Origin of the sequence: Psychrobacter sp. G, from assembly GCF_000418305.1 — a bacterium.
GTDB classification, from domain to species: domain Bacteria; phylum Pseudomonadota; class Gammaproteobacteria; order Pseudomonadales; family Moraxellaceae; genus Psychrobacter; species Psychrobacter cryohalolentis.
Genome location: NC_021661.1, coordinates 1,692,310 through 1,705,586, shown reverse-complemented (window position 1 = coordinate 1,705,586; position 13,277 = coordinate 1,692,310). Strand labels below are relative to the sequence as shown.

The following is a 13,277-nucleotide window of genomic DNA, read 5'->3' as shown; positions in this document are numbered from 1 at the left end:
CCGAATAATGACAAATGACAAATATTTTAAGGACAGCAAATGACTGACAACCTTGAGCTTTCACATCAGCAAGAGCGGGCATTTCAACCTCAACGACTCTCAGCACCACGTGATTTTGTGATGCCAGACGCAGCACTTAAACCTAAAACATCACTCGTTTTGGAGATTGGCGCAGGGAAGGGCAAGCATGCCTTAAGCTTTGCCATGCAAAACCCTGATAAGCATCTGATTGCGATTGAGCGTACTCGCAATAAGTTTGAGGCATTTGAAAAATTGGCAGCGCAGCAGAATTCTGCCAATTTGACCGCTATTCATGCTGATGCAATTGCATGGATCGTACATGCAATTGCGCCAAATAGTATCGATAGTATCTATATCTTATATCCCAATCCTGAGCAGCACAATCCCAATCAACAATGGCTTAATATGCCGTTTTTTGAGTTTTTACTGTCACGTTTACAGGTAGACGGGGAGATAATATTGGCAACCAACATCGAAACATATATGGACAATGCTGAGCATCAAGCAAATGAGGTATGGTGTTTGCCCAATACGCGTAGTCAGGTTGCAAGCAGCAGTCAGCGTACACATTTTGAAGTTAAATACTTAGCACGGCAAGAAACCTGTTGGGAGTTAAGCATGAAGAAGCCTGAAGGTTATCAAACCAGATTCGATAAGTGGATGATAGCTGATATAAGTGTTTAAGATAATAGCCTAAGCAAAAAATAAAAGAATTACATTTCCTATCAAGCGCTAAGGTTAAGTTAAAATTGTAAAATAGCCTAAGTAAATAAAATCATAATAAATAAGACCGCCCCTAAAAAGGCGGTTCAAAAATCTGTTGAGTAGGTACGTTGAAATAAGTTTATAAAACGGTTTTACTAAATTATTAGAATCCGTACGAGCATCAAGCACAGTCAAAAAAGTATAAGCACCGATAAATTTCCGACTGATAAACATAAACTCTTTAGGTGGTAGATTGAACTCGAAAGACTGCATCGCTTGTGTCGCATCATTTGAGAGGCGAGTATGCAGCTTACTGTTAGCCCAAATATAGCGCTGTTGATAATCTAGACAATTAGCAGGCATATCCGTGTTTATCACAGGCTCACTAAAAGGTTCAGTTGCCAACAAAAACAATGAGGCGATATCTGAACGTACTTTATCACTCATGGTATCAAAAAAGTCATAACCAGTCATGGCACTCATCATAGATTGATGATCATGATAATAACCGGCACGTAATAAATTATGAGCAATCGTCAATAAGTTATTATTGAACTGCCGAATCGCGCCAAAATCTAATAAGACCAGTTTATCAATTTCAGTTTCGTCGCGTGCGACACGGACAAGGTAATTACCAAAGTTTGGATCCGTTTGCATCTCACCCCAAACGAAAATCTCTTGTATCATGATTTCAATAGCCGCCTGACCGATGGCGTTTCGACGCTCAAGAGGGAGTAGTTGCAATGCGTCAGAAACCACACTGATACCCGGCTCATAAGACATACAAAGTAAGCGTTTGGTCGAATAATGGCGGTTAATTTTAGGTACAACATAACGTGCATCGTCAATCAAACGGTTATAGAACCGCTCTGTTGTGTCAGCTTCCGCCTCATAGTCGACTTCATGATGTAATAAATCACGTATCTCTTCAAACCATGCATCGAGTGAACGGGTTTGTGGAACGATATTACTCACCTTTAATAGGCTCTTAAATAAAGCCAAATCAGAGTTGATCGCATCAGCCACACCCGGATATTGAATCTTTAATACCACTTGCTCACCCGTGGCTATGACGGTTGCACGATGAACTTGGGCGAGGGATGCTGTACCAATAGGAACAGGGTCAACCTGAAGATCCTGCAGCTTATTGCCCAATAAATCCTGTAAATTCTGCTCGATTTTTGGCCATGCAAGTGTCGCTGTATCATCATTAAGCGTTTGTAAGGCACGGGTAATCTCAGGTGGCAAGATATGCTCACCATAAATCGCCAGCATTTGACCAATTTTCACGACAGAGCCTTTTAATTTACCAAGCTCTTCTGCCAAATAATGCGCCTGTTCTTCCATAAAAATCTGGTTACGTGCTGTACGTGCTTCTTTATTAAGAAACATACCAGACACGCTATTACCTGCCCAACGTCGACCGATGTTCAATGAGGTTTTGGCAATCGACATACGACGATCAAACCCCGAGGTTTTTAAATTATCGATAGACTGCTTATTATTAGAAGACCTAGAGGTATTGTTTGCCATAGATATCGTCATTTCATCGAGTTGGTATTGATTTGTGGGTGATGTACCTACAATACAAGGGAGATGTGCTATGAGTGTACAGAATTGTATCATATAAAGAAGGCAGGTTTTGCAGCTTAGTCAAGCGACGTTATTTACTTTGTAATTTAGGCTAGCATGCTGAAATTCTTAAGCATTTTTTGCCTGTTAGTTTTAGCAGCCTTTAAAAACTATAACCCATCAAAAAATTCAACCCAGCATCACGCTAGGTCGAATTTATCAAAAGTCGTTATAGGTAGGTGCTACTTATCACTACTATTTAAATGTTTTCACGGGCAATAGCATGATGACCGATATCACGGCGATAATGAGCACCATCAAAACTGATAGCAGCAGTGACCGTTAATGCTGCTTGCTGTGCATCTGAGATGCTATCTGCTAATGCAGTCACACATAATACGCGACCGCCATTGGTCACGACTTCTTTCTCATTGCTAAGGGCATCTTCATTAGAAAAAGCCGTGCCTGCATGAAAGACTTTTACCGAATTTTGATTCTCATTATTTAATTCTGGCAAGCCTGCAATCACATCACCTTTCGATGAAGTTTCAGGGTAGCCTTTTGAGGCGACAACAATACCAAGGGCAGGGCGCTCATCCCAGTTGGCTTCGCTTGGTAATTTACCTTCGAGTCCTTGTGCAACCAAATCAACCATCGACGATTGTAAACGCATCAAAATAGGCTGCGTCTCCGGATCGCCAAAACGGCAGTTAAACTCAATCACATACGGGTCGCCGGCATCATCAATCATGAGTCCAGCATATAAAAATCCGGTATAAGGATGACCGGCAGCTTTCATCGCATCTACAACAGGCTGAATCACTTGTGCCATGACTTTATCATGAACCTCTTGAGTGACAACTGGAGCAGGAGAATATGCACCCATGCCGCCTGTGTTTGGACCTGCATCATCTTCAAAAGCACGCTTATGGTCTTGGCTGGTTGCCATTGGCAGGATATTTTCACCATCGACCATACAGATAAAACTGGCTTCTTCGCCTTGCAAAAATTGCTCAATCACCACGCGGCTACCGGCATCGCCAAACTTGTTATCCGCCAACATATCGTCAATGGCTTCATGCGCCTGTTCGATCGTCTCAGCAACAATGACGCCTTTACCAGCAGCAAGACCATCGGCTTTAATGACAATAGGTGTGCCTTGCTCATCTATATAAGCCTTTGCCGCTACTGCGTCGGTAAAGCCCTGATAAGCTGCCGTTGGGATATTGTTTTGCTCCATGAATTCTTTGGCAAAAGTCTTTGAGCCTTCTAACTGCGCGCAATACGCTGTTGGACCCCAAGCTTTGATGCCAGCAGCACGACAAGCATCGACAATGCCTGTTACCAATGGTGCTTCTGGACCAACGATGACCATGTCGATAGCGTTATTCTGACAAAACTTGATAACAGCGCTGTGCTCACCTGCATCAATGGCATCTTCCAAAATTACGTTTTGGCATTTGGGCTCAAGGGCGGTGCCAGCATTACCGGGCGCGATATAGATATTTTTTACATTATTATCTTTTGCGCACTGCCATGCTAGTGCGTGTTCACGACCACCTGAACCAATCACCAAAATATTCATCATACCTCTTGCCCTTAGCATTAAAATTCATAATAAGTGAGTTAATAGCGAGCCAGCAAAATACTGTCCAATATTCTGCGCTATTCTAACAAAAAAACGCCGCCCTTGTCATGACTATGTGTCATAGCTATGCGCCTGTCCGTCTATATTCAGCCGTATCAGATCACAATCGTCTCATTAGTAAATGTTATCGACATCTTACTGATTCATGAAATGATGTTGTACGCTTTAGCTATGCCAGCAGGTGCGTTACAATTCCACCTGAGAGATAGCCTTGAGTGAAATTATTTACTCATAGACCTGTTAAACCTCACAAAATAGTTCATATAGCGGGAGTCAGACAAACCATGATTGCTAATGATCAATAAGTTCACACTTAATTATTCACAATACATAAGACATAACACCTAAATAAGAAGCTTATAAAAAAGCGCAAGGACAAAGGATATGCCAAACTCTCTAAATATCGCAAAAGAGCGGATCAGCCAGATAAGCGATATTGCCACCAGTTATGTACAAGCGGACAAATCATTATTTGACCACTTTATTCATAGCTACTATCAGCCATTGCATCAAGAGACTGCAAAGGACATCAGTAATGCTGATTTGGCTGGGATGGCGCTGCATCATTTTACGCTATTAAAAGCCTATGATCGTAGCCATCCGCAGCTTGCCATATTAAATCCCATTGCAGAAGAGCAGCATTTTCACAGCTCACATACCGTTATCCAAATCGTTGCCTATGACCGACCATTTTTGGTCGACACGCTATTGATGAGTCTTGAAGAGCAAGGCATCGATGTGCATCGTACTTATCATATCATCGTCAATGTCGAACGCGATGAAAATGGCGCGATCACTAAAGTTGAAAGTGCTCAAGAAAGTGGCACCTCACACATGTCTTTGATTCATTGTGAAATCTCTTATCAAGACAATGATGAATTGGCCGCATTAAAACAGATGCTGCTGGCAAAAGTAGACACACTTGATGTCGTCGTTGATGACTGGCAGCAGATACGTGCCAAGCTAACCGATATAAAAGCGGAACTTGCTACAAAAACACTGCCGGAAGTATTTTACTCTCAACAAGAGATTCAAGCATTTTTAGATTGGGTCTTGGACGATCACTTTATCTTTTTGGGATATCGAGAGTACCGCTTAGAAGACGGGCACAGAATCGAGGTTAATAGTGTTGGCAATATAGCCAACCAAGACGACCGTAGTGATTTGGATTTATTTTCTATTGGCAATAGTGGGCTTGGGCTATTACGTGGCGGTAGTGAAGACCAGCTTTCAAAAAGCTTTGACGAGCTGCCAAGCAATCTAAAAAGACTGCTAACAGCGCCGCAAGTATTGGTATTGTCAAAATCAAGCCGAGTATCGCCAGTACACCGCCCAGTTTATATGGATTTTTTGGGCATTCATAAGTTTGATGATAATGGCAAGCTCATCGGTGAGCATCGTTTTATTGGTCTTTTTACAGCACAAGCTTATCAACTAAGCGTGCAACAAATTCCATTATTACGCGAAAAATCAAATAAAATCATGGCGATGGCAAAACTACCACGTGATGGTCATGCGTATCATAAAATGATGCATATCATTAACACCTTGCCGCGCGATGACTTGTTTCAAGCCAGCATTGAAGATCTTTACCCGACAGTACTAGGAATTAGCCAACTACAGGACAAAAAAAGCCTGCGCTTATTTTGTCCGTATCGATCATTACCAGCGTTTTGTTTCCTGCTTGGTCTATATTCCGCGTGATAAATTCAATACCGAACTTCGCATCAAGGTACAGAACGTCCTAAAAGAAGCTTATGGTGGTACATCTTCAGGCTTTACAACGGAGTTTAATGAATCTGAACATGCCCGCGTCCATGTGCATGTCCGTACAGTGCCAGGTCAAGTGCATGAGGTGGATACCGCTGCGCTCCAAGCCAAGCTGTCCTTTTTGATGCAGTCGTGGAGTGATAATTATCAAAAAATGCTGCTGGATAATGTCGGTGAGCAGCATGCCAATGCTCTGACGCGCAGATTTTTAAGTTATATCCCTGCCGCTTACCAAGAGCGATTCGATGCACGTACTGCCGTTGAAGATACCAAGCGTTTGGCTGGACTTAGCGATGAGCAGCCGATGATTTGGCACTTGTATCAATCGACAGGTGACGCAAGCAATCAGTTGCACTTAAAGCTATATGGTCGTCAAAAAGCAGTTATCTTATCTAAAGTCTTACCCGTACTAGAGAACTTCGGGGTATCAGTTATCTCAGCGCAGACCTATGAGTTTGATTTACCTGAGCAACCTATTTGGATGCAGGAGTATGAGCTGGTCTTAGAGCACGTTGATACCATTGATATGCAAGTGGTGCGTGCACAATTTGAGGACAGCTTAAAGCAAATTTGGGCAGGACAGGTGGAGAGTGATTCGCTTAACGAATTGGTATTGACCACCAAGTTAGATACTTATGATGTGGTGGTACTGCGCGCCTTGTCACGCTATATGATGCAAGCGAAAGCACCGTTCTCAAATGTCTATATTCAGCAAACTATGGTCAAAAACAGTGACATCAGTGTCGCATTAGGCAGTTTATTTGATGCAAGAATGAATCCTAACTATAGTGAAGAGGAACGTGCCAGCAAAACCAGCCAGATTCGAGCACAGATTACCACCGCATTAGCAGGTGTCAGTAGCTTGGATGAAGACCGTATCTTCCGCTGGTACTTGGATTTAATTAACGCCATGGTCCGTACCAACTTTTATCAAAGAGAGGCGAATGGGCAGCGTAAAGATCGTTTGTCCTTTAAGTTTTTGGCAGCAGATATTCCAAATCTACCCAAGCCTAAACCAATGTTTGAGATATTTGTCTATTCACCACGCGTTGAAGCAGTGCATTTGCGTGGCGGTAAAGTCGCTCGCGGCGGGCTGCGTTGGTCTGATCGTATGGAAGATTTCCGTACTGAAGTACTTGGACTCGTTAAAGCACAAATGGTCAAAAACGCCGTTATCGTACCGGTTGGCTCAAAAGGCGGTTTTATCGTTAAGACCAAAACCATGGTGGATGGTCGTGATGTGTTCCAAGCTGAAGGTATTGCCTGCTATCAGACATTCCTTCGCGGTATGCTTGATGTGACCGACAATATCGTCGATGGTGCGATTGTCCCGCCAGCCAATACCGTACGTCATGATGAAGATGATCCGTATTTGGTGGTCGCTGCCGATAAAGGTACGGCAACCTTTTCTGATATCGCTAATGCCTTATCTGCTGAATATAACTTTTGGCTAGATGATGCCTTTGCTTCTGGTGGATCGGTTGGTTATGACCACAAAGCGATGGGCATTACCGCCCGCGGTGGTTGGGAATCGGTCAAGCGCCACTTCCGTATGCGCGGCATGGACATCCAAAATCGTGATGACTTTACCGTCGTGGGCATTGGTGATATGAGCGGTGATGTTTTTGGTAACGGTATGCTCAGATCAACTCATACCAAACTGGTTGCTGCCTTTAACCATCTGCATATTTTCATTGACCCAAATCCAGATACAGCAGCGTCTTTTGCAGAACGCGAGCGCTTATTTAACTTACCTCGCTCATCGTGGGAAGATTATAACCAGTCTCTCATTAGCCAAGGCGGTGGTATCTTCTCACGTCAAGACAAGACCATTGCTATCAGCCCTGAAATGAAAGCGGTTTTTGATATCTCTGAGGACAGCTTAGCGCCCAATGATTTTATCAGTGCATTGCTAAAATCACCGGTTGACCTCATCTGGAACGGTGGTATCGGTACTTATGTGAAAAGTAGTGAGGAGAGTCATGCTGACGTAGGTGATCGTGCCAATGATGCCGTACGTGTCAACGGTGGCGAATTACGTGCGGCTATCGTCGGTGAAGGTGGTAACCTAGGCCTCACGCAGCGAGGTCGTATCGAGTATGCCCAAACTGGTGGACGCATTTATACTGATGCTATCGATAACTCAGGCGGCGTCAACTGCTCAGATCATGAAGTCAATATCAAAATCTTACTTGGCAAAGTGGTTGAGCAAGGTGATATGACGTTGAAGCAGCGCAATGAGCTTCTTGAAAGCATGACCGAGACCATTAGCGAATTGGTGCTGCGTCAAAACTATCTGCAACCGCAAGCAATTGAGCTGAGTCAAATCCGAGCAGCGGCAAACTTAAGCGATCATCAGCGCTTTATTCAGATGCTAGAAGCAGAAGGGCGTCTTGATCGAGCGATTGAGTATCTGCCATCAGATGAAGAGATTGCTAAACGCCAAAAATCTGGCACAGGTCTGACCAATCCTGAGCTAGCCGTTGTGATGGCTTACGGAAAAATGTGGGTTTATGACAACTTACTGCTCTCAGATTTACCGGATGCGCCGTATTTCGTTAATGAATTACGCAAGTATTTCCCCGATGAGCTGGCATCAAAATTCTTTGATGAGATGACTGAGCACCGTTTACACCGTGAAATCATCAGTACGTATATGACCAATAGTGTGGTCAACCGTCTGGGTATCGAAGCATTATTCCGTCTGCATGAAGAAACAGGACAAACGCTTGCCACTATCGTGCGCGGCTATGCCATTGCGCGTGATGTGTTCCATGTCTCAAAAGCATGGGAGCTACTTGAAGCACTTGACAATCAAGTCGATGCCACTTTGCTGCTTGAGCTTGAACTGCGTCTGCGCGATGCACTCGAAAACGGAGTAGTCTGGTTTATCAATGCCTTTGGACAAGATTTGCAAGTGGCCGATATGATTAGCCGTTTTGAAGACAGTGTCGAAAAGCTAACCAAATCAGGCGGATTTATTGAGCAGCAATTTTCACAATACTTGCAAGCCGATACCACAAGCTTGATAGAAGATGGTCTTTCTATCAATGATGCATCGATGTTTGCAATGTTGCCATACCATGTTGATGCCCTTGATGCTGCCCTCTTAGCAGAGCAGTACGAACGTCCGGTTGATGAGATTGCCACTTTATACTTTGAGGCCTATCACGTTTTGCAGCTTGATTGGATGATGGATAATATTGCTATCTTGCCGCAGCAAGACCACTGGGATCGCCGTGCCCGTCATGCGCTTGCCAATGATGTATCGCGCAGCTTACGTATGCTGATGGAGACGTTATTGACTCAACCTGATGCCATTCAAGCCTTCAGTGATTGGAAATCGCGTCATGCTAGCCAGCTTGCCGGCGTTACTGCTGAGATGGATAAACTTGATAGCAATAATGATAGCCAAATCAGCCTCTCAACGTTATCCGTCTTGATGAGTGAGTTAAGTGGTTTAGTGACCAAATAGCGAATCGAGTAAGTAAATAGATAGTTTGATTATAAAAAACCACCGTTATTCGTTAACGGTGGTTTTTTTATGTTTTTATGCCAAATAGCCGTGCCAGTATCATTTAATAAATGCCTTTAAAGGTACTTCTTTATCATATGTCGTTATCAATCCTGCTAACTTATCATGCTTTGTCATTCATAACGCGCCGACATCCTTGACCACTGATTTGACTAAAGCCGCCCGATATTTTTTCGACCTTTATTTGGGTCAAAATGCGATCTTTTAACGCCTGTACGTGAGAGATAATACCAATCAATTTCCCTTCTTGTTGCAAGCCTGTCAAGGTATCTAGAGCAATATCTAACGACTCTTCATCAAGCGTGCCAAAACCTTCATCCAAAAATAGCGAATCCACACGGATATTGTGGCTAGCCATTTGCGATAGTCCAAGAGCGAGCGCGAGACTGATAATGAAGCCTTCACCACCAGATAAGTTTTTGGTGCTGCGAATATCGCCGCCTTGATAGTTATCAATGACATTAAGCTCAAGCGGATTGCTGTCATCATGAATCAGCAAATAGCGGTCACTCATCTTTTGTAGTTGGCTATTGGCATGGCTAATCATAACTTCAAAAGTTAAGCCTTGAGCAAAGGTGCGATATTTCTTACCATCGGCTGAACCAATTAAAGTATGCAGCTGCTGCCAAACTTGTAATTTTTCTTTTTGCGCATTAATAGCTATAAGCTGCGTTGCTTGTTGACCTTTTTGGTTCTCATTGTCTTTGAGCTTTTGAACAATAGCACCAATCTGTTGACTGAGCTGATCAATCTCCATCTGAATGTGCTGATGTTGGGCGGCAATCGTTTCTTGGCTGATATCCGTCATAGCAAGAGATAGGTTCTGCTCTAATGATTGTTGGGTGCTATCTAACTGTGACTTTGCCTGCTGCAAGGCGCTATCAATCGTAATCTTACGAGTATGTAAAGCATCACGCTCTTCTTTAGGCAAGCGCGCATGGATAAAAGCATCTTCATCCACAAACTGCGCCGCTGCTAGATGCTCCATAAATACCTCTTGTTGGGTATTAAGGGCTGTCATAGCAGACTGCAATTCTGCCAATAGCTGTCGTTGCCTGTTTTGCAATTGCTCTAATACTTGCTGCGTGCTGTCTAGTTGTCTTTGAGCATTTGCTTGTTTGGCTTTTGCGTCATCCACTGTGCGGCGCAGTAGAGTGTCTTCTGACTCTGGGTTTTTATCTGAAAAAAGCTCTGTTCTTTTGCTCCTGAGCAGCTCAAGATCTATATTTTTTTCCACTATCAAGTGTTCGCGATTCTTTAGAGCGCTTTCATCCGTGCAAAGCTGTGCTTGCTTAGTGTCAATTTGAGCGCTCACTGTACTTAATGTATTGGTTAGCTGTTGCTGGCTGTTTTTCTGTTTAGTAAAATAATTTTTCAGCTGATTTAGCATGCTGCGCTGTTGACGTAATCTGTCAATATGACGCTCATAGTTACTGCTATCTAGTACGGTTTTCTCATCAGTGCTAGCATCCAATTGCTTAAGTGCGCTTTGAATGTCTGCTTTTTTAAAATCAATACTTAAATATTCTGCGTAGTTATCCGCCGGATACTTATCTGCCAAAGTTAGAATACTGCTGGTAATAGGGGTTAATGCCGAAAAGTTGGTGGCTATTTTATCTTCAATGGTCTCTATTTTCTGCGAGTGTAGCTTGGTATCCATCGTTAGGTTATTGATCTTGCTCATCAATACCTGATGCTGCTTTTCATCACTTTCTATAGCAATACTTAGCGTTGACATGCTTGCCGTTAGATCATCATATTGAAACAATAAGTCTTTAAGAGACTGCTTTTGCTCGAGTAGCTTTTGTTTGACGCTGTTTAGTAAAGGTAATGTGCGTTCAACGTCACTATCAATCGCATTGATATCCTCACTCAGTTGATAAAGCGGATGGACAATCCCTGCAATCGCTTTGGAATAATTTTTATTGGCGTTAAAAAGTGAAAGTAGACTATCTTGAATGTCGTTGCTCAACATCTTACACTGCTGCTGTAACGGAGCTAACTGCTGCTGTTGGTTGCTAATGGTTTCATTTTTAGTAGCATGGTCGATATGATGTTTAGATAACGCTTGTCCGAGACGCTCAATGAGTATCTCAAGCTCAGCTATTTTCTGCTGGGTCTGCTGTGTTAGTGGCAACGCTTGTTTATTGTCAAGTTGGCTATCTAATAGCGGATGATGCTTACCATAAGGGTGCTCATGCGCGCCACACAGTGGGCAGGGTGTACCGTCTTTGAGCTCCACGATGTAATCTTCAAGCCTTGCAACTTTTTGCAGTAAATGAAGGTGCGTCTGTTTGTCTTGTTTTTTAAGCTTAGTGCTCTGAATGTCGGCGCGATGAGTGGCAACTAAATCTTCTAAGACCATTAGCTCTTGCTTCAATACCGGTAGCGTGAGATTGATTTTATGGATTTGACTGATCAGCTCAGACCGCTGTGTAATCTTAAAGCTCACCTGCTCAATTTGTATGAGGATTGGATCAATTTGCTCTTGCTCACTACGCATACTGGCAAGGGGCTGCTTTTGAATGATGATTGCTTGCTGCTGTTGTAGCTTTAGCAGTTGCTCGCGCCGCTTCGCTATCAATAAAATATCAGTATCTTTCTGTTTGGATAATGTCTCAACATCAGCTTGTAGCTGGCGGGCATGGCTATGTTGACCCATCCTAGTGGCTGAAAGCTCAGAGTTGTCCTCTAGTAGTGCTCTTAATCGTTGACAGTTGCTATCAAAGATTGTCATATCGGTATCAAGGTCGCTCATCTCTGGGTGGTCGCTAAAGTACTCGTCAATATTATTTAGCTGAGTTTTGGTGCGATTGGCAGTTTGCTGATGACTTTGGATGGTTTGGCTTAATATCTGTACATTGCCTGCCAATAATTCCTTGTGCTGGTTGTATTCCACTAAGGATTGAGACTGCTGCCTTATATCGCTGTCTAATTCGCGTACCTGTGCGATGAGGGGCAAATTTATTTGAAGATTTTCTGATGCTTGCTTTTCTAGCATATTGGCATTGTCTAAATGGCGAGCAGCTTGCGTCAGCGATTCTTGCTGGGCAGGGATTTGATTTAGCAAACTCTGTTGCTCAACATCTAGCTTCTGGACCGTATCACGGCGATAGCTAAGCTCACGAAACTGGCTATCAATCTCTAATGCCTTGTTTGCAATACTTAAACGCTTAGCTTCTGGAATAAAAGCTTGCTGCGCTTGCTGGGCGCTTGCAAACTCGCTCTGATAAACAGACAGGTTACTTTGTAGCTGTTGTATGTTATTTAGCCATTGCAGCTGCTCACTTAATGTCTTAAAGGTTTGTCGCTGCGTGCTCTGCTGCTGATTCAATACTTTTAGATCGGCTTCCAATAGGTTTTCGTTTTCAACACTTAGTAAAGACAAGCCATCAACGCCTGCCTGCAACTTACTGAGCACATCTTCTTCCAAGCGTTTTTTCTCATGAACATTGAGTGAGATTTTGGCATAGATAGCGGTACCTGTTATCTTCTCTAAAATCGCCGCTCTATCACCGATATCAGATTTTAAAAAGGCGGAAAAACTGCCTTGTGCCAGCATGATGGAGCGGGTAAATTGGCTAAAATCCATACCAATAAGATCCTGAATATACGCAGAGGTCTTAGATTTTTTCTCTTCTAAAATCTTGCCAGATTTGACCTCGCTAATCTCGTGCTTAATCGGTAATAAGTTGCCTTTGGCTTTTTTGTGGGCACGATGTTGGTACCATGAACACTGATATCGTTTAGCGTCAATCTCGATAATAACTTCAGCCGAGCACTCTCCTGTACCTTGGGTCATGATCTCATTGGTAGAGCCAGTAATATCACCGAGTCGTGGTGTTTGACTGTAGAGCGCCAAACAAATAGCATCCAAAATAGTGGTCTTGCCAGCGCCTGTTTGCCCAGTAATGGCAAAGATACCTTCGTTAAGAAAAGCGGCGTCACTAAAATCAATGTGCCATTCGCCTTTTAAGGAGTTGAGGTTTTTAAGTCTGAGTTCAATTAGGCGCATGGCATGGTCTT

6 protein-coding genes are annotated in these 13,277 nt (G+C 43.2%); 3 read left to right on the top strand and 3 right to left on the bottom strand.

Going from position 1 to position 13,277, the window contains the following annotated elements; genetic code table 11:
- The first annotated feature begins 39 nt into the window (after window positions 1-39).
- A complete protein-coding gene (locus tag PSYCG_RS07050; RefSeq protein ID WP_020443571.1) occupies window positions 40-705 on the top strand; it encodes a DUF938 domain-containing protein in 666 nt (221 codons plus the stop codon).
- A gap of 54 nt (window positions 706-759) precedes the next feature.
- Here the strand turns inward: PSYCG_RS07050 and PSYCG_RS07045 are convergent, their stop codons facing one another.
- Together PSYCG_RS07045 and purD are read right to left on the bottom strand one after the other, a co-directional pair.
- Window positions 760-2,259, bottom strand: coding sequence for an ABC1 kinase family protein (locus PSYCG_RS07045; protein ID WP_020443570.1), 1,500 nt, complete (start codon window positions 2,257-2,259; stop codon window positions 760-762).
- Between the two features lie 298 nt (window positions 2,260-2,557).
- Window positions 2,558-3,883: a phosphoribosylamine--glycine ligase gene (gene purD / locus PSYCG_RS07040; RefSeq protein ID WP_020443569.1), complete on the bottom strand. Its 1,326-nt coding sequence runs from the start codon at window positions 3,881-3,883 to the stop codon at window positions 2,558-2,560.
- 447 nt (window positions 3,884-4,330) lie between these two features.
- Here purD and PSYCG_RS13670 point away from each other — a divergent pair, with 447 nt between their 5' ends.
- Window positions 4,331-5,650, top strand: a complete 1,320-nt coding sequence (locus tag PSYCG_RS13670) for an NAD-glutamate dehydrogenase (RefSeq protein ID WP_264648754.1) — start codon at window positions 4,331-4,333, stop codon at window positions 5,648-5,650.
- On the top strand, window positions 5,631-9,191 hold the full coding sequence (locus tag PSYCG_RS07035; protein WP_413771531.1) for an NAD-glutamate dehydrogenase: 3,561 nt from the start codon (window positions 5,631-5,633) through the stop codon (window positions 9,189-9,191). Before PSYCG_RS13670 ends, PSYCG_RS07035 begins: the two co-directional genes overlap by 20 nt.
- 163 nt (window positions 9,192-9,354) lie before the next feature.
- Here the strand turns inward: PSYCG_RS07035 and PSYCG_RS07030 are convergent, their stop codons facing one another.
- Window positions 9,355-13,266: an AAA family ATPase gene (locus PSYCG_RS07030; RefSeq protein ID WP_020443568.1), complete on the bottom strand. Its 3,912-nt coding sequence runs from the start codon at window positions 13,264-13,266 to the stop codon at window positions 9,355-9,357.
- Between the last annotated feature and the right edge of the window lie 11 nt (window positions 13,267-13,277).

Coding starts and splice junctions, on each gene's coding strand:
- PSYCG_RS07050 (WP_020443571.1), top strand. CDS start 40: ATGACTGACAACCTTGAGCTTTCACATCAGCAAGAGCGGGCATTTCAA.
- PSYCG_RS07045 (WP_020443570.1), bottom strand. CDS start 2,259: ATGGCAAACAATACCTCTAGGTCTTCTAATAATAAGCAGTCTATCGAT.
- purD (WP_020443569.1), bottom strand. CDS start 3,883: ATGAATATTTTGGTGATTGGTTCAGGTGGTCGTGAACACGCACTAGCA.
- PSYCG_RS13670 (WP_264648754.1), top strand. CDS start 4,331: ATGCCAAACTCTCTAAATATCGCAAAAGAGCGGATCAGCCAGATAAGC.
- PSYCG_RS07030 (WP_020443568.1), bottom strand. CDS start 13,266: ATGCGCCTAATTGAACTCAGACTTAAAAACCTCAACTCCTTAAAAGGC.